The 21,857-nt window shown below is 63.8% G+C and carries 24 protein-coding genes; 16 read left to right on the top strand and 8 right to left on the bottom strand.

What is annotated here, in order from left to right:
- Positions 1-14 precede the first annotated feature (14 nt).
- The 4 genes from AC2FNY_RS20355 to miaB form a co-directional block, all read right to left on the bottom strand.
- Positions 15-1,025: a PhoH family protein gene (locus AC2FNY_RS20355; protein WP_234140263.1), complete on the bottom strand. Its 1,011-nt coding sequence runs from the start codon at positions 1,023-1,025 to the stop codon at positions 15-17.
- 138 nt (positions 1,026-1,163) lie between these two features.
- Complete coding sequence (locus tag AC2FNY_RS20350; protein WP_234163612.1) at positions 1,164-1,457, bottom strand: hypothetical protein; 294 nt, start codon at positions 1,455-1,457, stop codon at positions 1,164-1,166.
- 10 nt (positions 1,458-1,467) lie between these two features.
- Positions 1,468-2,049, bottom strand: coding sequence for an OmpA family protein (locus tag AC2FNY_RS20345; RefSeq protein ID WP_234168107.1), 582 nt, complete (start codon positions 2,047-2,049; stop codon positions 1,468-1,470).
- A gap of 391 nt (positions 2,050-2,440) precedes the next feature.
- A complete protein-coding gene (gene miaB / locus AC2FNY_RS20340) occupies positions 2,441-3,760 on the bottom strand; it encodes a tRNA (N6-isopentenyl adenosine(37)-C2)-methylthiotransferase MiaB (RefSeq protein WP_496803578.1) in 1,320 nt (439 codons plus the stop codon).
- A 134-nt stretch (positions 3,761-3,894) separates the two neighbouring features.
- Between miaB and AC2FNY_RS20335 the strand changes: the two genes are divergently transcribed.
- Positions 3,895-4,761: a hypothetical protein gene (locus AC2FNY_RS20335; protein ID WP_234140334.1), complete on the top strand. Its 867-nt coding sequence runs from the start codon at positions 3,895-3,897 to the stop codon at positions 4,759-4,761.
- Positions 4,762-4,833: 72 nt separating this feature from the next.
- Here AC2FNY_RS20335 and AC2FNY_RS20330 read toward each other — a convergent pair whose 3' ends face one another.
- Positions 4,834-5,631, bottom strand: a complete 798-nt coding sequence (locus AC2FNY_RS20330; protein ID WP_234144288.1) for a phytanoyl-CoA dioxygenase family protein — start codon at positions 5,629-5,631, stop codon at positions 4,834-4,836.
- Between the two features lie 91 nt (positions 5,632-5,722).
- On the opposite strand from AC2FNY_RS20330, the gene AC2FNY_RS20325 reads away from it, so the two are divergent.
- Entirely contained in the window at positions 5,723-6,619 is an 897-nt protein-coding gene (locus AC2FNY_RS20325) for a LysR family transcriptional regulator (RefSeq protein WP_496803577.1), read from the top strand.
- Here the strand turns inward: AC2FNY_RS20325 and irrA are convergent, their stop codons facing one another.
- Positions 6,620-7,039: an iron response transcriptional regulator IrrA gene (irrA, locus tag AC2FNY_RS20320; RefSeq protein ID WP_496803576.1), complete on the bottom strand. Its 420-nt coding sequence runs from the start codon at positions 7,037-7,039 to the stop codon at positions 6,620-6,622.
- A gap of 189 nt (positions 7,040-7,228) precedes the next feature.
- Here irrA and fabA point away from each other — a divergent pair, with 189 nt between their 5' ends.
- The 4 genes from fabA to AC2FNY_RS20300 all read left to right on the top strand — a co-directional run bounded on the left by fabA (position 7,229) and on the right by AC2FNY_RS20300 (position 10,832).
- A complete protein-coding gene (gene fabA, locus AC2FNY_RS20315; protein WP_234140269.1) occupies positions 7,229-7,738 on the top strand; it encodes a bifunctional 3-hydroxydecanoyl-ACP dehydratase/trans-2-decenoyl-ACP isomerase in 510 nt (169 codons plus the stop codon).
- A gap of 183 nt (positions 7,739-7,921) precedes the next feature.
- A complete protein-coding gene (locus AC2FNY_RS20310; RefSeq protein ID WP_496803575.1) occupies positions 7,922-8,728 on the top strand; it encodes a hypothetical protein in 807 nt (268 codons plus the stop codon).
- 76 nt (positions 8,729-8,804) lie between these two features.
- A complete protein-coding gene (fabB, locus tag AC2FNY_RS20305) occupies positions 8,805-10,034 on the top strand; it encodes a beta-ketoacyl-ACP synthase I (protein WP_234140274.1) in 1,230 nt (409 codons plus the stop codon).
- Positions 10,035-10,040: 6 nt separating this feature from the next.
- Positions 10,041-10,832 (top strand): enoyl-ACP reductase FabI, encoded by a 792-nt coding sequence (locus AC2FNY_RS20300; RefSeq protein ID WP_234140276.1) that lies wholly within the window; start codon positions 10,041-10,043, stop codon positions 10,830-10,832.
- A gap of 90 nt (positions 10,833-10,922) precedes the next feature.
- Here the strand turns inward: AC2FNY_RS20300 and AC2FNY_RS20295 are convergent, their stop codons facing one another.
- The gene (locus AC2FNY_RS20295) at positions 10,923-11,351 is read right to left on the bottom strand and encodes an FKBP-type peptidyl-prolyl cis-trans isomerase (protein WP_234140279.1); all 429 of its coding nucleotides are present in this window, start codon (positions 11,349-11,351) and stop codon (positions 10,923-10,925) included.
- A gap of 121 nt (positions 11,352-11,472) precedes the next feature.
- Here AC2FNY_RS20295 and AC2FNY_RS20290 point away from each other — a divergent pair, with 121 nt between their 5' ends.
- The 10 genes from AC2FNY_RS20290 to AC2FNY_RS20245 all read left to right on the top strand — a co-directional run bounded on the left by AC2FNY_RS20290 (position 11,473) and on the right by AC2FNY_RS20245 (position 21,065).
- Complete coding sequence (locus tag AC2FNY_RS20290; protein ID WP_496803574.1) at positions 11,473-12,159, top strand: haloacid dehalogenase type II; 687 nt, start codon at positions 11,473-11,475, stop codon at positions 12,157-12,159.
- Entirely contained in the window at positions 12,160-12,987 is an 828-nt protein-coding gene (locus tag AC2FNY_RS20285; RefSeq protein WP_496803573.1) for an alpha/beta fold hydrolase, read from the top strand.
- On the top strand, positions 12,984-13,958 hold the full coding sequence (locus AC2FNY_RS20280; RefSeq protein WP_496803572.1) for a threonine ammonia-lyase: 975 nt from the start codon (positions 12,984-12,986) through the stop codon (positions 13,956-13,958). Before AC2FNY_RS20285 ends, AC2FNY_RS20280 begins: the two co-directional genes overlap by 4 nt.
- A 107-nt stretch (positions 13,959-14,065) precedes the next feature.
- On the top strand, positions 14,066-14,854 hold the full coding sequence (pcaD, locus tag AC2FNY_RS20275) for a 3-oxoadipate enol-lactonase (RefSeq protein WP_234171567.1): 789 nt from the start codon (positions 14,066-14,068) through the stop codon (positions 14,852-14,854).
- A gap of 12 nt (positions 14,855-14,866) precedes the next feature.
- Positions 14,867-15,580 (top strand): alpha/beta fold hydrolase, encoded by a 714-nt coding sequence (locus AC2FNY_RS20270; RefSeq protein ID WP_496803571.1) that lies wholly within the window; start codon positions 14,867-14,869, stop codon positions 15,578-15,580.
- A complete protein-coding gene (locus AC2FNY_RS20265) occupies positions 15,580-16,917 on the top strand; it encodes a class-II fumarase/aspartase family protein (protein WP_496803570.1) in 1,338 nt (445 codons plus the stop codon). Before AC2FNY_RS20270 ends, AC2FNY_RS20265 begins: the two co-directional genes overlap by 1 nt.
- Before the next feature lie 60 nt (positions 16,918-16,977).
- A complete protein-coding gene (locus tag AC2FNY_RS20260) occupies positions 16,978-18,177 on the top strand; it encodes a TCR/Tet family MFS transporter (protein ID WP_234168092.1) in 1,200 nt (399 codons plus the stop codon).
- Between the two features lie 86 nt (positions 18,178-18,263).
- On the top strand, positions 18,264-19,355 hold the full coding sequence (locus AC2FNY_RS20255) for a Zn-dependent alcohol dehydrogenase (RefSeq protein WP_234140292.1): 1,092 nt from the start codon (positions 18,264-18,266) through the stop codon (positions 19,353-19,355).
- Positions 19,356-19,444: 89 nt separating this feature from the next.
- A complete protein-coding gene (locus tag AC2FNY_RS20250; RefSeq protein WP_234176914.1) occupies positions 19,445-20,671 on the top strand; it encodes a mandelate racemase/muconate lactonizing enzyme family protein in 1,227 nt (408 codons plus the stop codon).
- 109 nt (positions 20,672-20,780) lie between these two features.
- Positions 20,781-21,065 carry an ArsR/SmtB family transcription factor gene (locus AC2FNY_RS20245; protein WP_496803594.1) on the top strand — a complete coding sequence of 95 codons (285 nt, stop codon included), beginning with the start codon at positions 20,781-20,783 and terminating at the stop codon, positions 21,063-21,065.
- 12 nt (positions 21,066-21,077) lie between these two features.
- Here the strand turns inward: AC2FNY_RS20245 and AC2FNY_RS20240 are convergent.
- A partial coding sequence (locus AC2FNY_RS20240; protein WP_496803569.1) for an AraC family transcriptional regulator occupies positions 21,078-21,857 on the bottom strand: 780 nt, incomplete at its 5' end.

The following is a 21,857-nucleotide window of genomic DNA, read 5'->3' as shown; positions in this document are numbered from 1 at the left end:
AAACCCAACTCCGTTCAGCCCGTGTCAGCCTCATACGCCTCGATGATGGCGGCGACAAGCGGGTGTCGCACCACATCCTTGGAGGTGAAATAATTGAAGCTGATGCCCGGCACCGGCTTCAACAGCCGTTCGGCATCGGCCAGACCCGAGGTCACCCCGCGAGGCAGATCGACCTGGCTGCGGTCGCCGGTGATCACCATGCGGCTGCCCTCGCCCAGACGGGTCAGGAACATCTTCATCTGCATGGTGGTGGCGTTCTGCGCCTCGTCCAGCACCACAAAGGCATTGGCCAACGTGCGCCCCCGCATGAAGGCCAGCGGCGCAATCTCGATCTTCTTTTCCTCGATCAGCTTGGCCACCTGCTTGCCCGGCAGGAAATCGTTCAGCGCGTCATAAAGCGGCTGCATGTAGGGGTCGACCTTGTCCTTCATGTCGCCCGGCAGATAGCCCAGCTTCTCGCCCGCCTCGACCGCCGGACGGCTGAGGATGATACGGTCGACCAGACCGTTGATGAACATCGACACGCCCACCGCGACCGCCAGATAGGTCTTGCCGGTGCCCGCCGGACCAATGCCAAAGGCCAGTTCGTTCTCGAACAGTGATTTGACATAGGCCTTTTGCGCGTCGGTGCGCGGTTCGACCGGCTTCTTGCGGGTCTTGATCTCGATCCGGCCGCCTAGAAACATCTCCAGCTGGTCCTCCGCCGGAGTATCCTTGGCCTCTTCGCCGCGTCCCATGCGCAATTCGCGGTCCACATCGGCGCCCTCGACCGGGCGGCCCGATTGCAGGCGCTCGTACAGCGCCTCCAGCACCTCGGCGGCGCGGTCGCGCGCGCCGACCTCGCCAAGAACCGACAGCAGATTGCCACGCCGCACGATCTGCACTCCCAGCACCTGCTCTATCAGCACCAGGTGGCGGTCATGCTCGCCGCACAAATCTATCAACAGCCGGTTGTCGGGGAATTCCAGTTGCAGCTCCTCGGGGGCGCTGCTGTCTTGCGGTGGTGTGAGGGCACTGATGGCCATCCGCTCTCCTGTAGTCGCAGTCCTGGGACAAGCGTAGCCAAGATATTGCGGTCGGTGCAAGCGGGACCGCAAAGTTTTCACCTGTTTGAAACAAAAAAAGGCCGCCCCATGGGGCGGCCCTGATGTCATGTCAGGCACTCAGATCGCGTCGACGATGTTCGAGCCTTCCTTGAACGGGCCGGTGGCCACACCCTTGGGCAGCGAGTCGTCGCAGACCGGCTTGCCGTTACGATCCATCCGCTGAGACAGATAGCCTTCGAGACCGTCGTCGATAATCCAATGCTGGCAACCGGTCGGATCAACCCAGATGCCTGCCTTGAGCTGCGATAGATCCTTTGCGTCGATGCCTCGGTCGCGGGTCTTGTCGGTCGCTTCACAGGCGGCAAGCCCGCCCAGAGCCGCGAGAAGGGCGATTCCCTTGAACAGTTTCATGTCGCTCTCCTCAGTTCACACAGATGATTTCGACGCGGCGGTTCTGCGCCATGTTGGCGGCGCTGGTATTGGGTACGCGCGGATCGCGTTCGCCGTAACCACGTACATCAACAATGCGGGCGCCCGAGGCGCGTCCCACCCGCGCGACCGAATTGGCCCGGTTGACCGAAAGCCGCAAGTTATAGGCGTCCGAAGCCCGGCTGTCGGTATGGCCGGTGATGATATAGCCGTTGGCGCCGGTTTCCTGAAAGAACTGGCGCAGCCGGGCTTGCCCTTCAGATGATATGCGATAGCTGTCGGTCGCAAAAAACTGATCCGTCGGCATCGTACCGCACAGCGCACCCCGGCGACAGACCGGGGTTCCGTCGCGGCGGACATGTGGTGTCATGAAGCCCTCGGCGCCGTCATCCATCACCCAGTGCTCGCAGCCATCCGGATCAACCCAGATGGTCGGCACATAGCGTTCACCGATCACGGTCCGACTGGTGCCCTCGCTGCTGGATTGGGCAAGCGCCGGAGCGGTTACCGCCCCAGTCAGTGCAAGCACGGTTGCAAGCGCGGCAGCCACGCTTCTGTATTTGAAATCTGTCACCGAAAATTCCTCACCTGGTTCCCCCACTACCAACAGCCAGCTGTATCGACTTAGACCGCCGGACGCGAAACTGCTGCAAGGTTAAGAATATTCGAGATTTTTGTGAAGAGAAATCCACGAGCCATTGAATCCATTTTGCTTACAGTCTCTATCGCACCAAGTCGATTGGACCAAAATCGTTAACTCTGGACTGGCAAGTTCTCTGCGTTTGTTTACTCATGCCTCGCCGATTCACATTGGTGTGCTCGGCACATTCCACAAAGCTGATCTCCAAAATTTGTTTCCAAATTCAAAACAGATCAAGGCTTGCGCTGCTATCGTCATCAATTCAGCAGCAATCAACAGATGGCTGCAGCGAGACAGGGTCGCGCGAGCTACCCTTTACACGCGCTTATACGCGCTCGCCCGCCAGTGAGTTAGCACCCGACGCGACGATCCGAACGCGGGTGATCTGCCCGGCTTCAAGCCCGGAATCCTGCACGTGAACCGCATGAAGGTATTCGCTCTTGCCGACCATCTGGCCGGGCAGGCGACCGGGTTTTTCGAACAGGACACTGACCTCGCGCCCGACCATGCTGTCCTGGATCTCGCGCTGGTGGCGGGTGATCACCGCTTGCAGCCGGTGCAGCCGGTCGTCGGCCTCGGCCGGGTCGACCTGCGCGCGCTCGGCCGCCGGGGTGCCGGGGCGGGTCGAATATTTGAAGGAATAGGCATAGCCGTACCGCACCTCTTCCACCAGATCGAGCGTGGCCTGGAAATCGGCCTCGGTCTCTTCGGGGAAGCCCACGATGAAATCGCCCGACATCAGAATGTCGGGACGCGCCGCCCGGATGCGCTCGATCAGCCGCAGATAGCTCTCGGCGGTATGGCTGCGGTTCATCCGCTTCAGGATCTTGTCCGACCCCGCCTGCACCGGCAGGTGCAGATAGGGCATCAGCTTGGCGCAGGTGCCATGCGCCTCGATCAGGTCGTCACTCATGTCATTGGGGTGGCTGGTGGTAAAGCGGATGCGCTCGAGCCCGTCGATCTTGTCCAGCTCCCAGATCAGCCCGGCCAGTGTCATGTCGCCGTTCGGCCCCGCGCCGTGATAGGCGTTGACGTTCTGACCCAGCAGCGTGATCTCGCGCACCCCGCGTTCGACCAGTTCGTTGGCCTCGCGCAGGATGCGGTCGGCCGGGCGGCTGACCTCGGCCCCACGGGTATAGGGCACCACGCAGAAGGCACAGAACTTGTCGCAGCCCTCCTGCACCGTCAGGAACGCGGTCGGGCCGCGCTTCGCCTTGGGGCGGCTCGTGAGTTTTTCGAACTTGTCTTCCTCGGGGAAATCGGTGTCCAGCGCCTTTTCCCCTGCGCGCGCCTTGGCTTCCAGTTCCGGCAGGCGGTGATAGCTTTGCGGCCCGACCACCAGATCGACCAACGGCTGGCGGCGCATGATCTCCTCGCCCTCGGCCTGGGCGACACAGCCTGCAACCCCGATCTTTAGATCGGGCTTCGCGGCCTTCAGCCCCTTGAACCGGCCCAGTTCGGAATAGACCTTTTCCGCCGCCTTTTCCCGGATATGGCAGGTATTGAGCAGGATCATGTCGGCGTCTTCGGCGCTCTGCGTCTCGACATAGCCCTGCCCGCCAAGCGCCTCGGCCATGCGCTCGCTGTCATAGACGTTCATCTGGCAACCATAGGTCTTGATAAACAGCTTCTTGGGGTCGGACATCGGACGGACCTTTGTTTTCGCGGGATCAGCGGCGGCCTCTACAGGGTTCGGGCGCCGCTTGCAATGCACGCGCAATTAACCGAAGTTGGCCCAGAATGCCAGACAGGCAAAGACGCAAGGCAGGCTGGACAGGCATGGAATACGCCTCACTCGATCATTTCCTGAAAACCGGGGCCGAGGCCCTGGCCAAGGGGCCGGTGGCGATGATCTTCGTCGAGGACGATGTCGAACTGGCCACCACCATGCGCCACCATATCCAATGCGGGTTCAAATCGGTGCTGGCGCTGATGCCCGATGCCTTTACCCTGCCCCCCGACGTGGAAAACCGGGTCCATCGCATCCCCTTCGATTGCGGCCCGCGCCTGGCGGTGACCAATGCGATCAACCGCATCATCGCCGCGGCGCCGGGCATCTGGATGTATTACTGCTTCAACGCCGAATACCTGTTCTATCCGTTCTGCGAGACCCGCAGCATCGGCGAGATGCTGGCCTTTCACGGCGAAGAGCGGCGCGATGCCATGCTGACCTATGTCATCGACCTCTATGCCGACGACCTCAGCGCCTTTCCCATCGGGGTCTCGCTCGACCGCGCCTTTCTGGACAGATCCGGCTATTACGCCCAGGCCCGCAAGGACCCGGAAACCGGCCATCCGCGCGAACGGCAGCTCGATTTCTTCGGCGGCGTGCGCTGGCGCTACGAGGAACATATCCCCAAGGACAGCCGCAAGATCGACCGCATTTCGCTGTTCAAATCGGCGCCCGGCCTGCATCTGCGTCCCGATCACACTTTCGACGACCAGGAATACAACACCTATGCCTGTCCCTGGCATCACAACCTGACGGCGGCGATCTGTTCCTTCCGCACCGCCAAGGCGCTGAAGAAGAACCCCGGATCAACCTTCGAGATCCACAGCTTCCGCTGGCACAACTCCACCCCCTTCGAATGGCATTCCCGCCAGCTGCTCGATCTGGGGCTGATGGAACCGGGACAGTGGTTCTGATCCCGGCCTGTCCCTTCATTTCGCCATAAATACTCCAGGGGAGGCGCGCCAGCGCCGGGGGCAGCGCCCCCTCTAGCGTCGCAGCAGCACCGGGAACCAATCCTCGCGCAGGCGCTGACCGGGCATCATGTCGTGCCCCGGATAGGGCGGCGAGGTACGACCGGGACGCTCCACATAGCGCGCGTCATCCCCAACCAGTCGGAGCGAGAAGGCGCGGCGCCGCGAATTGCTGGTATTGCCGCGCGCGCCGTGCAGGGTGCGATAGTCAAACGCCACCGCATCGCCCGGCGCCATCTCGAACTCGACGATCCGCATTCCCTCGGCCTCGGGGTCGGGCACCGGCATGTACTGGCCCTCATCGGCAAAGAACCCCTCTTCGGACACCCAGCGCGTCGGCAGAACCTCCTTCTCCCAGCGATGCGACCCGGCCACACAGCGCAGCGTCGCCTCGGTCACCGGGTCCAGCGGTGACCAGAAACTGACGGTCTGGCGCCCCTCGACAAAGTAATAGGGCCCGTCCTGGTGCCAGGGCGTCGCCATCGAGGTGCCCGGCTCCTTGACCAGCACGTGATCGTGGAACATCTGCACGGTTTGCGACCGCATCAGGTCGGCGGCCACCTCGGCGGCGGGCGAGGTCTCGATCACCTCGCGAAACTCTGGGATACGCTCCCAGTTGCAATAATCGTCAAAGAACAGGCCCGTATGCCCCTCCTTGCGGTTTTCCGAGGCATAGGGGCCAGGTGCCGCCATGTTGGCGGCAATCCCGGCGCGCAGGGCCTCCACATGATCGGCGAACAGGCCCCGGACCAGCACGACACCGTCGCGCTGAAAGGTCTCGATCATCTCGGGCGTGACAAGCGGGTGCGGCATGGCGATCTCTCCGGGGCTGATGTCCTGCCTCTTTCTGCGCATGACGGGAACTTCTGTTCAAATCATATCTTTCGAATTAATAAATAGATTGATGTTATATCTTACCCTGCGCCAATACGAATATGTCTGTGCCGTGGGCCGTCATGGCAGCCTGTCGACCGCCGCCGCCGCGTTGAACGTATCCCAGCCGGCACTGTCTGCCGCATTGGCCAAGATCGAGACGCATCTGGGCCAGCCCCTCTTCATCCGCAGGCGAGGTTCGGCCATGGCGGTGACCCCGACAGGGCGCGATTTCATCACCGCCGCCGAGGCGCTTTTGTCCGACGCGGCCCGGATCGAGGATCCGGCCCATCCCCGCCCGGCCAAACGACAGCTGCATCTGGGCTGTTTCACCGATCTGGCGCCCTTCCTGCTGGCCCCTGCCCTGCACGCGCTGCGCCGGGCGCTGCCGGATGTGACGATCAGCACCCGCGCCGACGGGTTCGAGGCGCTGATATCGGCGCTGCTCAAGGGCCAGATCGACCTGGCGCTGACCTATGATCTGGGGCTGGATGCCGGGTTTGATCGCCAACCGCTCTATCGCAGCCACCCGCAGGCCCTGATGTCTCCGGAACATCCGCTGGCCCGGGGCGCCGATCCCGACCTGAAGGCGCTGACCGCGCATCCGCTGATCCTGTCGGACGAGGGGCTGTCGGCGCAGCATATGCTGGGTCTCTTTCGGCGGCATGGATTGTCGCCGCTGGTGGCGCACCGGGCTGCCACGCTGGAGCTGTTGCGCAGCCTCGCCGCCCATGGCGAAGGCGTCGGGATCAGCTATGCCGCGCCCGCCCATCCGGCCAGCTATGACGGCAGGCCGCTGCTCAGTCGCCCGATCGCCGGGGCGGATCTGAGCGAATCCGTGATCCTCGCCCGGCACGGCACCGGCGCGGCGGACGCAACCACCGCGCGGGCGGCACAGGTCTTGACGGATTTGTTCACCGCGGGCTGATCAGCCCTTGCGCCGCAACCGGATCACCACATCGACCGAGGCGATCTCGACCCCGTCGGGCGCTTCGGGCAGGCGCTGGATCACCAGCTGGTCCGAGGGCGCATCCGACAGCCGCCCCTCGTCCTCCCAGAAGAAATGCGGGTGATCGTGGGTATTGGTGTCGAAATAGCTTTTCGAGCCATCCACCGTGATCTCCTGCAACACACCGGCCTCGCAAAAGGCGCGCAGCGTGTTGTAGACGGTCGCCAGCGACACGGCGGCGCCCTTGGTCCGGGCGGCGTCGAACAGGCTTTCGGCGGTCACATGGCGGTGGCGGCCATCGCCCACCAACAGCTCGGCCAGCGCCACGCGCTGACGGGTCGGGCGCAGCCCGGCATCGACCAGCCAGTCGGTGGCGATTTCCTGAGGATTTGGCGTCATCGGTCCCGTTCCGTTGCGACTGACAGTATATATAAAGGGCGCGGCGTGGAAAACTCAAATGAAATTCATTCGCATCTGGCTGTGGATCTGCGACCACAGATCCCTTTGCCGCCCTTGCGGGACAAGCTTTGGCGATGCTAGAGGGGTCCAGCTATGCTAGACAGACCCACAGGCAGGAGAGACAGGCAGATGGCCCAATACCCGAGCAGCTTTGACAAGGACGAACTGCTGAAATGCGCTCGTGGCGAGCTGTTTGGTCCCGGCAATGCACAGCTGCCGGCGCCGCCGATGCTGATGATGGACCGGATCACCGAGGTGTCCGCCGATGGCGGCGCCCATGGCAAAGGTCACATTCGGGCCGAGTTCGACATCACTCCCGACCTGTGGTTCTTTGACTGCCATTTCCCTGGCAACCCGATCATGCCCGGCTGCCTTGGCCTGGACGGACTGTGGCAGCTGACCGGCTTCAACCTTGGCTGGCGCGGCTGGCAAGGGCGCGGCTATGCGCTGGGTGTGGGCGAGGTCAAGCTGACCGGCATGGTGCGGCCCGACCGCAAGATGCTGACCTACAAGGTGGATTTCACCAAGGCGATCCAGACCCGCCGCCTGACCATGGGCGTTGCCGACGGCATCGTCGAGGCCGATGGCGAGGTGATCTATCAGGTCAAGGACATGAAGGTCGCGCTCAGCGAAAGCTGAGAAACCGCATTTCTTTCAGAACCCAATATGCCTACCTGACAAGGCAACCCGAACCCGCGACACAACAAACACGCCTTTCACGGATTGAGTACCCGAAAGGCGCGTTTCTTTTTCGTGTACGGGTACCGACCTCTGCCTCGTGTTGGCGTAGTATCCAGGCTACGACAAACATCGAGGCAAATCATGTCCATACCCAAGAACAGCGCCGCGTTTTGCGAAGCGGCAATCCAAAGGCAGAAAGATTACTGTCTGGAAAAGAACATCTATCCTCGATGGCCGGGGATAGCGGACACGTTGATAGAGCGTCGCCCCGAGTTGCTCGACGCCTATGATGATCTGGCCTGTGCCCTGAAGGGAGACCATCGCGCCGCAGACGTTTTTGTTGACGCCTTGCTTTGCACCGTCTGCGTCTGGGAACCGGCCAGCTCTCAGGAGATGCGCGAAGCAAAAGCGCGGCTGGCTGAGGTGAACCAGAAGATCGCGGATCTAGCCGACGGGCTGAGTAATTTCTTGCAGGAACGTTCTGATCTAGAGAATTCCCATTCCTTTGGCAGCAACACACACCATCACGTTGTAGATGTGATCGTCCGGGCGGCTCGGGACAACTATTCTTTCAAATGGTATGTCGAACCGGAACTGAACGCTCTTACTTCAAGGTTCGATATGAAGTACTGGCCGGACCTTTCCGATATTGCGGCCGAGATCGCGGTCGACGCGCAAAACGCGGAGATCGAGATAGACGACAGCATAACTGCTGCTGCCTTGGCCAGCAGCAGAGGCTCCAAAGCTGATTTCTGTCGCGCTCTTTTCGAGCGCGTCAGAGAGGAGGCGCGTTCAGCATCACCGTTAATGCCGCGCGATTTCCACCTGAAGGATGACACTTGGGCCGCGTTCATAAACTGCCTGCTCGATCTGCCCCCAGAGGACATGGTTGATGGGCCATACATCAAACGGCAACGGCAACGAACGCGCGAGCTTGCCGAGCGCTAAATCTCGCATCATGCCCCATCTTGCACCTCCATCCCTCAAAGCCTACTAAGGCGTAAGCAACGAAGGGAGTACACGTATGCGCCGTGTCGTCGTCACCGGATTGGGCATCGTTTCGTCCATCGGGAACAATGCCGAAGAGGTCACCGCCTCGCTCAGGGCGGGCCGGTCTGGCATCGTCGCCAGCGAGGAAATGGCCGAACACGGGTTCCGCAGCCGCATCGCTGGTACGCTCAAGATCGACGTCGCCGAGCATGTGGACAAGCGCGCGCTGCGCTTCATGGGGCCGGGTGCGGCCTATGCCCATATCGCCATGCAACAGGCCATCGCCGACGCCGGCCTGACCGAGGATCAGATCGTCAACCCGCGCACCGGTCTGGTGGCCGGATCGGGCGGCCCCTCGACCAGTGCCATGCTGAGCGCGCATCAGACCGTGCTCAAGACCGGCGCGACCAAGCGGATCGGGCCCTTCGCGGTGCCCAAATGCATGTGCTCGACCATCTCGGCCAACCTGGCCACCGCGTTCAAGATCAAGGGCCTGAATTATTCCATTACCTCGGCCTGCTCGACCTCGCTGCATTGCATCGGCAATGCCGCCGAGCAGATCATGATGGGCAAGCAGGACGTGATGTTCGCCGGTGGTGGCGAGGAACTGGACTGGACACTCAGCTGCCTGTTCGACGCGATGGGCGCAATGTCGTCGAAATACAACGACACGCCCGAGAAGGCCTCGCGCGCGTTCGACCAAGATCGCGACGGGTTCGTGATCTCGGGCGGCGGCGGCATCGTGGTGCTGGAAGAATTGGAGCATGCCCTGGCGCGGGGTGCCAAGATCTATGCCGAGGTGACCGGGTATGCCGCCACCTCGGACGGGCATGACATGGTGGCACCCTCGGGCGAGGGCGGCGAACGGGCGATGCGGCTGGCGGTGTCCACCCTGCCCGAGGACCGCAAGGTCAGCTATATCAACGCGCATGGCACCTCGACCCCGGTCGGCGACGTGGGCGAGGTCGAGGCAGTGCGCCGCGTGTTCGGCGAGGGTCGCGTGCCTCCGATCAGCTCGACCAAGTCAATGACCGGCCACGCGCAGGGGGCTGCGGGCGCGCTCGAGGCGATCTTCTGCTTGCTGATGCTGAAACATGACTTCATCACGCCCTCGATCAATGTCGAGACCCTGGCCGAAGGCATCCAGCCCGGCGAGGTCGCAACGCAATATGTGGAAAACGCCGGCCTCGATTCGGTGATGACCAATAGCTTCGGCTTTGGCGGCACCAACGGATCGATGGTGCTGAGCAAGTTCAGGGGGTAAGGGCAGATGTCGGGACTTTTGCAGGGCAAACGCGGCCTGATCATGGGGGTCGCGAACGACCGGTCCATCGCTTGGGGCATCGCCAAGGCGATGCACGAAGCGGGGGCGGAACTGGCCTTTACCTACCAGGGCGAGGCCTTTGGCAAGCGGCTGGAACCGCTGGCCGCCAGTGTCGGCAGCGATTTCATGGTCGATGCGGATGTCACCGACGATGCGTCGCTGGATGCCGCCTTCGAACAACTGGCCGCGCGCTGGCCGACCATGGATTTCCTGGTGCATGCGATCGCCTATTCGGACAAGTCCGAACTGACAGGCCGGTTCCTGAACACAACGCGGGCGAATTTCAAACATTCGATGGATATTTCGGCCTATTCCCTGATCGAGGTGGCGCGGCGCGCCTATCCGATGATGAAAGAAAATGGCGGCACCGTGCTGACGCTGACCTATCAGGGTTCGAACCGGGTGGTGCCGAACTACAACGTCATGGGCGTTGCCAAGGCGGCGCTGGAATCGGCGACCCGTTATCTGGCCAATGACCTGGGCCCCGACGGGATCCGCGTGAATGCGATCTCGCCCGGCCCGATGAAGACCCTGGCCGGCGCCGCCATCGGCGGTGCGCGCAAGACCTTCAAGTTCTGCGACCAGAACGCGCCACTGCGCTCGAACGCAACGCTCGAGGCGGTGGGCGGTACTGCGGTCTATCTGGCTTCGGACGCAGGCGCCTGCACCACGGGCGAGATCATCCGCGTCGATGGCGGCTTCCACGTTCTGGGTATGCCTCAACCCGACTCGATGTAGAGCACGCTGGACACGCCAACAGACCCTGGCCTGCGGTGGCACCCGCGCTTTTGAAAACGACCAACCCCGTCAAGGGTTGGTCGTCTTCTTTCAGTTGATCGAAACGATTTCCACCTCGAACACCAGATCTTTGCCCGCCAATGGGTGATTGGCATCCAGCGTCACCATCGTCTCACCGACCTCTACAACCGTGACGTCGACAGCAGGTCCATTGGGTTGCCGCATCTCAAGCTTCAACCCCGGCTCCAGCTCCAGCCCTTCTGGCATCCGATCGCGTGCAACATCGCGGCGCTGGCTTGGATCCATAGGGCCATATGCCTCTTGAAACGGTACCTCGACCCGCTTGGTCTCTCCTACCTTCAAACCCGGAAGGGCGTTGTCGAGACCACCGATGATCTGGCCCGAGCCTACGACGATCTCCAGCGGTTCTCGATTCTGTGAACTGTCAAAGACTGTCCCATCGGTAAAAGTTCCGGTGTAGTGGAACCGCACTTTATCGCCATTCTTAACCTCAGACATATCCTCTCCCAATAAAAATAACCTTCAGTCGCGCAGACTAAGCCTTGTCACAACAAAGTAAACCCCGGCACTTTCTCACAATACGAACATATGAGAACCTGCTCACGGTAAGGAGGACCCGATGCCCATCACCACTTGCGTGTTCGACGCATATGGCACACTTTTCGACGTCTCCGCCGCAGCCCGGCAGGCGGCGGATGAACCCGAAAACACCGCCCTGCGCCCGCATTGGCAGGCGCTGGCTAGCCATTGGCGGCTGAAACAGCTGCAATACAGCTGGCTGCGCGCGATCACAGGGGCGCATACCGATTTCTGGCAAGTGACCGGCGAGGGGCTCGACTGGGCTCTCGAGGCGGTTGGGCTGGCGGGTGATGCCGCGCTGCGCCAACGGCTGCTGGACCTCTACTGGCAATTGCAGGCCTATCCCGAGGTGCCTGCGATGCTGCGCGCGCTCAAGGATGCCGGGCTGGAAACCGCGATCCTGTCCAATGGGTCGCCCGACATGCTGGATGGCGCGGTGCGCTCAGCCGGGTTGGGCGACGTGCTCGACGATGTGCTCTCGGTCGAAAGCGTCGGCATCTTCAAGCCTGACCGCCGGGTCTATGACCTGGTGGGCCAGCGGTTCGGCTGCCCGCCCGATGCGGTGCTGTTCGTTTCCTCCAACGGCTGGGACGCGGCGGCGGCGGCGGGTTACGGGTTCCGCACCGCCTGGGTCAACCGCGCGGGCGAGCCGCTGGACCGGCTGCCCTGGACCCCTGACCATATCTTGTCGGATCTGACCGGCATTCCTGAACTGGCGAGGGTCTGAATGGCCAGCTTCACCAGCAGCGACGGTCTGCGCCTGTTCTACGAGGACGAGGGGACCGGCCAACCGCTTCTCTGCCTTGCCGGGCTGACCCGGTGCAGCCGCGATTTCGAATTCCTGCGCCCGCATGTGACCGATCTGAGGCTGATCCGCCTCGACTATCGCGGGCGGGGGCAGTCCGACTATGATCCCGATTACCGCAATTACAACGTCCTGCGCGAAGCCCATGATGCCATCGAACTGCTCGACCATCTGGCGCTGGACAGGGTGTCGGTGCTGGGCACCTCGCGCGGGGGCATGATCGCCATGGCACTGGCGGCCAGCCACCCGGACCGGCTGGCGGGGGTGATCCTGAACGATGTCGGCCCGGTGATCGAGCCGGTGGGCATCGCCCGGATCATGGACTATGTCGGCAAGAAACCGGTCTCGAAAACCCATGACCAGGCCGCGCTGGCGCTGAAACAGGCGATGGAGCCTCAGTTTCCCGGCGTGCCGCTCTCGGTCTGGCGCAAACAGGCCGAGATCCAATATGCCGCCACCGACCAGGGGCTGGCGCTGCGCTATGACGACGGGTTGCACAAGGCGCTGCTGGATCAGGCTGCCACCGGGGCGATCCCCGATCTGTGGCTGTTCTTCGAGGCGCTGCGCGACATTCCCACCGCCGTGTTGCGGGGGGCGAATTCCGATATTCTGGGCGCGGGTACCGTGGCCGAGATGCACCGCCGCCATCCCGGTCTGATCTCGGCCGAAGTGCCGGACCGGGGCCATGTTCCCTTTCTCGACGAACCGCAATCGCTGGACCTGATCCGCCGCATTCTGGAGACCGCATGAGCACCATAGACCTGATCGAAGCCGCCGCCGCGCGGCTGATGGGCCATGTCCGCCGCACGCCGCTGCTCTCCTCGCCCTTTCTGGACGAGATCGCCGGGCGCCGGGTGCTGGTGAAACCCGAATGCCTGCAACATACCGGCAGTTTCAAGTTTCGCGGCGCCTGGTCGGCCATTTCGGCACTGGACCCCGAGACGCGCGCGCGCGGGGTCATCGCCTATTCCTCGGGCAATCACGCGCAGGGGGTTGCCCATGCGGCCACGCTGCATGGCGTCGCCTCGGTCATCGTGATGCCCTCGGATGCGCCACGGCTCAAGATCGACAACACAAGGGCGCTGGGGGCAGAGGTGGTGCTGTATGACCGGGGCCGCGAAAGCCGTGAAGAGATCGGCACCGCGCTGGCCGGTGAACGCGGGCTGACGCTGATCCGGCCCTATGACGAACCGCAGGTGATCGCCGGTCAGGCCAGTGTGGGGCTCGAACTGGCCGAACAGGCGGGAGAACTCGGGGTCGACAGCGCCGACGTGCTGGTCTGCTGCGGCGGTGGCGGGTTGACCTCGGGCGTGGCACTGGCGCTTGAGGCCCGGGCGCCGGGATTGCGCGCGCGCCCGGTCGAGCCCGAGGGGTTTGACGATGTGAAACGCTCACTCGCCAGCGGAACCGTCAGCCGCAACACTTCGGAAACCGGCAATATCTGCGACGCGATCCTGACGCCGGAACCGGGCAAGATCACCTTTCCGATCCTCAGCCGGCTCTGCGGCCCCGGCCTGGCGGTGAGTGAGGACGAGGCCCTGCGCGCCATGGCGCTGGCCTTTCTGCGGCTCAAGATCGTGCTGGAACCGGGCGGTGCGGTCTCGCTTGCAGCGGCCCTGTTTCACGCCGATCAGGTCGAAGGAGATAGCGTGATTGCCGTGGCCTCGGGCGGCAATGTCGACGCGGCGGTGTTTCGCACTGCGTTAGAGCGCTTTGCCTGAACGGGCCATCCACAGGAAAAATGACGCCATGCGGCGTCAGGGAGCTTTACCTTCCCCTACGTAAGGCCCTAGTCTGGTTCCACACTGGAAAGGGGAGTCGCTGCCACATGCGGATCGCGGATCTGGGGGATATCAGGCTGCATTACCGGGTCGACGGCGACCCCGAAGGCGCACCTGTGCTTTTCATTAACTCGTTGGGAACCGATCTGCGCCTGTGGGATCCGATCCTGCCTCATCTGCCCGCGGGGCTAAGACTGATCCGCTATGACAAGCGCGGCCATGGCCTGAGCGACGCGCCGGACGGGCCCTATGCCATGGGCACGCTGGTGCGCGATGCCGAGCGGCTCCTGGACATGCTCGATATCCGCGAGGCGGCCGTGGTGGGCCTGTCGATCGGCGGCATGATCGCGCAGGGGCTGGCGGTCAAGCGGCTGGATCAGGTGCGCGCGCTGGTTCTGTCGAACACCGCCGCCAAGATCGGCACCAAGGAGATGTGGCAGGATCGTATCGCCGCCGTCACCGCAGGCGGGATCGAGGCACTGGCGGATGCCGTGATGGAACGCTGGTTCTCGCGCGGGTTCCGCACCACGGCCGAGCTGACCCTTTGGCGCAACATGCTGGTCCGGCAACCGGTGCAGGGCTATGCCGGGTGCAGCGCCGCCATCGCGGGCACCGATTTCTATACCCCCACAAGCGGCCTCAGGCTGCCGACCCTGGGCATCGCCGGGGACGAGGACGGCTCCACCCCGCCGGATCTGGTGCGTGAAACCGTCGATCTGATCCCCGGTTCGCAGTTCCACCTGATCCGCAAGGCCGGGCATCTGCCTTGTGTCGAACACCCCGCCGCCTATGCCGAACGCCTCGTGCAGTTCCTGCACGACGTGGGCCATATCTGAGAGGGCACGGCCATGGCCGATTTTCTTCTGGTTCACGGATCCTGCCACGGGGCGTGGTGCTGGCGCGACCTGATCCCGGCGCTGGAGGAGCGTGGCCACACGGCGCGCGCCATCAACATGCCCAGTCACGGGTCGGACGTGACTCCGATCAACGAGGTTACACTGGACAGTTGTCGCGACGCGGTGCTGGACGCCAGTACAGCCGACACCCTGATCCTGGGCCACAGCTGGGCCGGTTATCCGATCAGCGCCGCCGCTGAACAAAACCCGGACGCGATGCGCGGGCTGATCTATCTCTGCGCCTACGTGCCTCGGTCAGGTCTGTCGATGGTCGAGATGCGCAAACGCGCACCGCGCCAACCGCTGTTGGACGCGGTGGTGAAATCCGAGGACGGGTTGTCCTATACCGTCGATCCCGAGAAGGTTGCCGATCTGTTTTATCACGACTGCCGGGCAGAGCGGGTGCATTACGCCCAGCCGCGCCTTTGCCCGCAGGCGATTGCCCCGCAAGAAACGCCGCTGACCCTGTCCGACCGGTTCGCAAGCGTGCCCAAGGCCTATATACGCTGCGCCGAGGACCGGACGATTCCGCCCGAATACCAAGAGGAGATGACGGCGGACTGGCCATCCGACCGGGTCCATGTCATGAACAGCTCTCATTCGCCGTTCTTTGCCGACCCGCAGGGGCTGGCGCGGCTGCTGACACGGATCGAAGGACAGTTCTGATGGCCGCATCAGTGTTTGACAGCGCGCATCTGGCGCGCCTTTTTCCTGCGGGCGATGCCGGGCGGCTGTTCACCGACGGCGCCGAGCTGCGCGCGATGCTGCTGGTCGAGGGGATGCTGGCCAAGGCGCAAGGCGCGCTGGGGCTGATCCCGGCCGAGAGCGCTGGCGCCATTTACCGCGCGGCGATGGAAATCCATCTCGACCCCGGCGCCCTGGCCGAGGCGACGGGTTCAAACGGGGTCTGCGTCCCGGCATTGGTCGCCGCCTTTCGCACCGAAATGCAGGCGCCCGAACATGCGCAATACGTGCATTGGGGCGCCACCTCGCAGGATATCATCGACACCGGCCTGATGCTGCGACTGCGTCAGGCGGTTTCGGTGCTGGAGCGGGATCTGGGTGCGATCTTGGAAATCCTGGCGGGGCTGGCCGCAACCCATGCCGATCTGCCCATGGCGGGCCGCAGCTATGGCCAGCATGCCACCCCCACCAGCTTTGGCGCGGTGGTGGCGGCCTGGGGAGCGCCGCTGCTTGATCTGTTGCGCGAATTGCCCGGTCTCAGGCGCGATTGCCTGCTGGTGTCATTGTCCGGCGCCGCCGGCACCGCCGCCGCTTTGGGCCCCGAGGCGGCGCGGCTGCGCGCCGATCTGGCCCAGCTGCTGAACCTTACCGATCCCGGGCGCAGCTGGCACACCGACCGCACCGCTGTGCTGCGGCTCGCCGACTGGTGCACCCGCATCGCGCTGGCGCTTGGCAAACTGGGCGAGGATGCCATCGAACTGACCCAGACCGGAATTGCCGAAATCACGCTGGGTGGCGGCGGCGCGTCCTCGACCATGCCGCAGAAACAGAACCCGGTCGGCCCCTCGGCGCTGGTGGCGCTGTCCCGGCAGGTGCCGGGCCTTTTAGCGGTGCTGCATGGCGCGGGCGTGCACCGCTATCAGCGCGATGGTGCCGCCTGGTTCACCGAATGGATGTGCCTGCCGCAGATCGTGCTGGGCGCAGCGTCCTCGGTGCAGATCACCCAGCGCCTGCTGCCCGGACTGGCCCCCTGCCCCGACACCATGGCCGCCACGCTCGACATGGGTTTTGGCACCATCCATGCCGAGGCGGTCAGCTTTGCGCTGGCCGCGAACCTGCCTCGCCCCGAGGCGCAGGCCGCCGTAAAGGCGCTCTGCGCCGAGTCGATGGAAAGCCGGGTGCCGCTGCGCGACCTGATCGCGCGCGACTGGCCGCAGCTCGACGCGGCGGCCCTGACCGACCCGGCCCGACAGCTGGGTGCCGCCCCGGACGAGGCCCGCGCCTTTGCCGCCCGGGTCCGGTCGCAAGCGGTCACTTAGCGGCTTTTCAAGCCCGACCGGCGCGGCTAGGGTCTGGCAAACTAAACCGGACGGTTCAGAATGCGCCTGCCCTTTCTCTTCATCCTAGCGACGGTGATGATCGACGCCATGGGAATCGGCCTGATCATGCCGATCATGCCCGACCTGATCGTCGAGGTGAAAGGCGGCACCCTGGCCGACGCGGCGCTGTGGGGCGGCGTGCTCAGCACCGCCTTTGCCGCGATGCAGTTCCTGTTCGGCCCAATCATCGGCAGCCTGTCCGATGCCTTCGGACGGCGCCCCGTTCTGCTGGTCTCGCTCTTTGTCATGGCCTTGGACTATGTGGTGATGGCAGTGGCGGGCAGTATCTGGCTGCTGTTGGCCGGGCGCATCGTCGGCGGCATCACGGCGGCCACCCATGCCACCGCCTCGGCCTATATGGCCGATGTCTCCCGCCCCGAGCAAAAGGCCGCCCGTTTCGGCATGCTGGGCGCGGCCTTTGGTGTCGGCTTTGTGCTGGGGCCGCTGATGGGCGGCGTGCTGGGCGAGTTCGGCACCCGCGCGCCATTCTGGGCGGCGGCGGTTCTGGCCGGGCTGAACTTTGTCCTCGGCCTTTTCGTGATGAACGAAACGGTGACGACGGCCACCCGCCGCGCTTTCTCCTGGGCCAGCGCCAACCCGTTGGGCGCCTTTCGCATGCTGGGCCAGGTGCCCGGGCTCAAGGGGCTGCTCTGGGCCTATTTCCTCTATTCCGTGGCGATCTATGTCTACCCGGCGATCTGGTCCTATTTCTCGCAGGAGCGGTTCGGCTGGTCGCCTAAGATGATCGGCCTGTCGCTGGGTATCTTCGGCTTCCTGATGGCGGTGGTACAGGGTGGGCTGTTACCGCATATCACCCGCCGCATTGGCGAGCGCCGCACGGTGATCTGGGGTCAACTGTTCGACTTCGTGGGTTTCGGCCTGCTCGCCTTCATCGCCAGCGGCACGCTTGCGCTGATCCTGATCCCGATCACCGCGATGGGTGCGGTGGTCCCGCCCGCCTTGCAGGCGATCATGTCGCGCAGCGTCGCCGATGACCAGCAGGGCGCGCTGCAAGGGGTGATGTCCGCCGTACATGCCCTGTCGATGATCGTTTCGCCCCTGTTGATGGCCAGCGTATTCGCCCGCTTTACCGGACCACAGGCACCGGTCTATCTGCCTGGTGCGCCTTTCCTCGTCGCGCTGGCATTGATGGCGGCAGGGTTGGTAATCTTTTTGCGCACACGGACTGCCGTGACGTAATAGCGACGTATCTTTGCCGGTTTCCACCTTGCCGCACCGAGCGCCGCGGTCCACCGTAGGGTAAAGAAATGCCGAGGAGAGCCGGGATGCAGAAAATCCGCGCCGCCGTTTGCCATGAGTTCAACGCACCGCTGGTGATCGAAGAGGTGTTGCTTGCCCCGCCCGGTACCGGCGAGGTCGAGGTGACGCTGGACGCGGTCGCGATCTGCCATTCCGACATCTCCTATGCCGATGGCGCCTGGGGCGGGCATCTGCCGGCGGTCTATGGGCACGAGGCGGCAGGCACCGTGTCGGCCGTGGGCCCGGGCGTACAGGGCTTTGCGCCCGGCGATCCGGTGGTGGTCACTCTGATCCGCGCCTGTGGCAGCTGTGCCAATTGCGCAGGCGGTCAGCCCACCATCTGCGACACACCTTATGACGGGGTGAAACAGGGGCCGCTTCGCACCGCGGACGAAGGTCCGCTGCTACAGGCCATGGCCTGTGGCGCCTTTGCCGAGAAAGTGGTGGTCAGCCAGCGCCAGATCGTCAGGATCCCCGATGAGATGGGCCGCGACGTGGCCTGTCTGCTCTCCTGCGGGGTGATCACCGGGGTCGGGGCGGCGGTCAACGCCGCCCGGCTGCGCGCCGGGCAGGACGTGGTGGTGATCGGCGCCGGCGGCGTCGGGCTGAACGCCATCCAGGGCGCCCGGATCGCCGGCGCGCGCCGCATCGTCGCGGTGGACATGACCGAAGAGAAACTGAACATCGCCCGTGAGTTCGGCGCCACCCATGGCGTGCTCGCCACCAGCCCGAAACCCTGGCGCGCGGCCTACAAGGCGCTTGGCGGGCGCGGCGCCGATGCAGTGCTGGTCACGGTCGGTGCGGTGCGCGCCTATGACGAGGCGCCCAAATACCTGGGCTGGGGCGGCAGGGCAGTGATGATCGGCATGCCCCATGCCGGTGCCATGGCGCAATACGAACCGATGAGCGCCTCGTTCCAGGGACACGGGCTGATCGGCTCGAAAATGGGCGACGTGGTGATCCAGCGCGATATCCCGTGGATGATCGACCTCTACCAGCAAGGCCGCTTGAAACTCGACGAACTGATTTCTGGCCGCTGGTCGCTGGAACAGATCAACGAAGCCATTGCCGACACCCGCACCGGAAGCGCCAAACGCAACGTAATCCTGTTCAACTGACGCCGGAGACTGTCGGCAAATTTTCCCCGAAAATTTGCCAGCAAAAAATTTGAAATTTTTTGCCTCCGCGCCCCTCGATGGAGTACCCGATGAAGCTGCAAGACCTCGATATCATCGTCACGGCGCCACCTGCTCCCGGCTGGGGCGGGCGCTATTGGATCCTGGTCAAGGTGACCACCGATTCCGGTATCACCGGCTGGGGCGAATGCTATGCCTCCTCGGTCGGGCCAGAGGCGATGACCCATGTGATCCGAGACGTGTTCGACCGGCACATGGCCGGCGAAAATCCCGAGAATATCGAACTGATGTTTCGCCGCGCCTATTCCAGCGGCTTTACCCAGCGTCCCGATCTGACCGTGATGGGCGCTTTCTCGGGCCTCGAGATCGCCTGCTGGGACATTCTGGGCAAAGACCGGGGTCGCCCGGTGCATGCCCTGATCGGTGGTCGGATGAACGAGCGTATCCGCGCCTATACCTATCTCTACCCGTTGCCGCATCACGAGATTGGGCCGTTCTGGACCTCGCCCGACCAGGCCGCCGAATGCGCTGCCGAAATGGTACGCCGGGGCTATACGGCAGTGAAATTCGATCCGGCCGGTCCCTATACCATCCGGGGCGGCCACATGCCTGCGATGACCGACATCTCGCTTTCGGTCGCCTTTTGCAAGGCGATCCGCGAGGCGGTGGGCGACAAGGCGGACCTGCTCTTTGGCACCCACGGCCAGTTCAACACGGCTGGAGCCATCCGGCTGGGACAGGCGCTGGAGCCCTACTCGCCGCTTTGGTTCGAGGAGCCGACCCCGCCCGACAATATCGAGGACATGGCCCGTGTCGCCCGCAACGTGCGCATCCCGGTAGCCACCGGCGAACGCATGACCACCAAGGCCGAGTTTGGCGCGGTTCTGCGCGCTGGCGCGGCCGAGATCCTGCAACCGGCACTGGGGCGCGCGGGCGGCATCTGGGAGATGAAGAAGGTCGCCGCCATCGCCGAGCTGTTCAACGCCCAGATGGCGCCGCATCTCTATGCGGGGCCGATCGAATGGGCCGCCAATATCCAGCTTGCGGCCTCGATCCCGAACATCCTTCTGCTCGAAAGCATCGAAACCCCGTTCCACGATGCGCTGATCAAGGGTTCGATCCGGGTCGATAACGGATTTGTGATTCCGCCCGACGCCCCCGGCCTGGGGATCGAAGTGGACGAGGACCTGGCGCGCGCCCATCCCTTCACCGGGCATGACCTGCATCTGAACATGCAGGAAGCCCCCTGCGACTATGCCAGCGGCAATGCGTTTCAGGGCGGTGCGCCTGCGATCTAGGGGTGACATCCGGCCTGTCCTTGAGGCATATTGACGCCATTTACGAGGACAGGACGCCACAGTGACCGTGCAAGACGCCCCCCCTTTGTCGCCAGATACACCCGATGATATGGCGAGCAACGCCGCCCGCGCGGCGGGCTATCTCAAGACGCTTGCGCATGAGGGGCGCTTGATGATCCTGTGCCATCTGGGGGCGGGTGAAAAATCGGTGGGACAGTTGGAGACCCTCCTGGATATCCGGCAGGCGGCGGTCAGCCAAATGCTGGCCCGGCTGCGCGAAGAGGGGCTGGTCAGCACCCGGCGCGAAGGCAAGACCGTTTTCTATTCTCTGTCCGACAGCAATACGGAACAGGTGATCGGGTTGCTCTATTCCCTGTTCTGCGGCAACGACTGATCACCCGCCACTTTACAATTCCGATTTCCGATAGGCACGCGGGGTCAGGCCCGTCCAGCTTCGAAAGGCGCGGATAAAGGCGCTTGCCTCGGAAAACCCGGTCTGGGCGGCGATGGCTTCGACGCTGTCCCCGGTGGTGGCCAACAGGCGCACCGCCATGTCGCGGCGCACCTGTTTGCGGATATCGGAATAATCCACCCCGTCTGCCTTGAGCCGCCGCCGCAGCGTATGCGGCGCCATTTGCAGGGTGGCGGCGACGTGGACCATGTCGGGCAGCCGCCCCTCGACCGACAGGCAGGTTTCCACCGCCACCGCCACCTCAAGCGGCAGACCGGCAGATGCGTCCTGAGGCAGGAATGCGTCAAGCGGCGTGCGCCGGGCATAGGCCGTTGCTTGCTCCTCGCTACGCAGCACCGGCAGCCGTATCAGCGCCCGCGGGATTGCCAGCCCCGAAGAGCTTTGGCCGAATTGCATCGGCGCCCGCTGGAACATAGCGCGATAGGCGCTGGCATGTCCGGGCGCGGCATGTTCGAACCAGGCCCCGTTCAACGCGCCGCGATTGCCCACCATCCAGGCCAGCATGCGCCCGACCAGAACCAGCACCATTTCAACCGCTGTCGTGTTCAGCACCGTGCGCCCGGGGATGCGCGTCATCTCGAAAAGCAGGCTGGCACCACTCTCACGCAGTGAGAAACGAAAGGAATTGTCCATAAGGTCCATGAACCCGGTCGCCCGGCCATAAGCCGCACCCAGAGTATCCGCATGGCTGACATGGGCAGCCATGATCGCATG

It is taken from the genome of Ruegeria sp. BHSC223, assembly GCF_059613025.1.
The sequence above is the reverse complement of the archived record's forward strand: the minus strand, read 5'-3'. Positions and strand labels throughout refer to the sequence as shown.

Bases quoted from the DNA above. Each gene is read 5' to 3' on its own strand.
- fabB (WP_234140274.1), top strand. From the start codon at position 8,805: ATGCGCCGTGTCGTCGTCACCGGATTGGGCATCGTTTCGTCCATCGGG.
- AC2FNY_RS20250 (WP_234176914.1), top strand. From the start codon at position 19,445: ATGAAGCTGCAAGACCTCGATATCATCGTCACGGCGCCACCTGCTCCC.
- AC2FNY_RS20265 (WP_496803570.1), top strand. From the start codon at position 15,580: ATGGCCGCATCAGTGTTTGACAGCGCGCATCTGGCGCGCCTTTTTCCT.
- AC2FNY_RS20260 (WP_234168092.1), top strand. From the start codon at position 16,978: ATGCGCCTGCCCTTTCTCTTCATCCTAGCGACGGTGATGATCGACGCC.
- AC2FNY_RS20330 (WP_234144288.1), bottom strand. From the start codon at position 5,631: ATGCCGCACCCGCTTGTCACGCCCGAGATGATCGAGACCTTTCAGCGC.
- pcaD (WP_234171567.1), top strand. From the start codon at position 14,066: ATGCGGATCGCGGATCTGGGGGATATCAGGCTGCATTACCGGGTCGAC.
- AC2FNY_RS20335 (WP_234140334.1), top strand. From the start codon at position 3,895: ATGGAATACGCCTCACTCGATCATTTCCTGAAAACCGGGGCCGAGGCC.
- AC2FNY_RS20295 (WP_234140279.1), bottom strand. From the start codon at position 11,351: ATGTCTGAGGTTAAGAATGGCGATAAAGTGCGGTTCCACTACACCGGA.
- fabA (WP_234140269.1), top strand. From the start codon at position 7,229: ATGGCCCAATACCCGAGCAGCTTTGACAAGGACGAACTGCTGAAATGC.
- AC2FNY_RS20255 (WP_234140292.1), top strand. From the start codon at position 18,264: ATGCAGAAAATCCGCGCCGCCGTTTGCCATGAGTTCAACGCACCGCTG.
- AC2FNY_RS20355 (WP_234140263.1), bottom strand. From the start codon at position 1,025: ATGGCCATCAGTGCCCTCACACCACCGCAAGACAGCAGCGCCCCCGAG.
- AC2FNY_RS20350 (WP_234163612.1), bottom strand. From the start codon at position 1,457: ATGAAACTGTTCAAGGGAATCGCCCTTCTCGCGGCTCTGGGCGGGCTT.
- AC2FNY_RS20300 (WP_234140276.1), top strand. From the start codon at position 10,041: ATGTCGGGACTTTTGCAGGGCAAACGCGGCCTGATCATGGGGGTCGCG.
- AC2FNY_RS20285 (WP_496803573.1), top strand. From the start codon at position 12,160: ATGGCCAGCTTCACCAGCAGCGACGGTCTGCGCCTGTTCTACGAGGAC.
- AC2FNY_RS20290 (WP_496803574.1), top strand. From the start codon at position 11,473: ATGCCCATCACCACTTGCGTGTTCGACGCATATGGCACACTTTTCGAC.
- AC2FNY_RS20270 (WP_496803571.1), top strand. From the start codon at position 14,867: ATGGCCGATTTTCTTCTGGTTCACGGATCCTGCCACGGGGCGTGGTGC.
- AC2FNY_RS20310 (WP_496803575.1), top strand. From the start codon at position 7,922: ATGTCCATACCCAAGAACAGCGCCGCGTTTTGCGAAGCGGCAATCCAA.
- AC2FNY_RS20280 (WP_496803572.1), top strand. From the start codon at position 12,984: ATGAGCACCATAGACCTGATCGAAGCCGCCGCCGCGCGGCTGATGGGC.
- miaB (WP_496803578.1), bottom strand. From the start codon at position 3,760: ATGTCCGACCCCAAGAAGCTGTTTATCAAGACCTATGGTTGCCAGATG.
- AC2FNY_RS20325 (WP_496803577.1), top strand. From the start codon at position 5,723: ATGTTATATCTTACCCTGCGCCAATACGAATATGTCTGTGCCGTGGGC.
- AC2FNY_RS20245 (WP_496803594.1), top strand. From the start codon at position 20,781: ATGGCGAGCAACGCCGCCCGCGCGGCGGGCTATCTCAAGACGCTTGCG.
- irrA (WP_496803576.1), bottom strand. From the start codon at position 7,039: ATGACGCCAAATCCTCAGGAAATCGCCACCGACTGGCTGGTCGATGCC.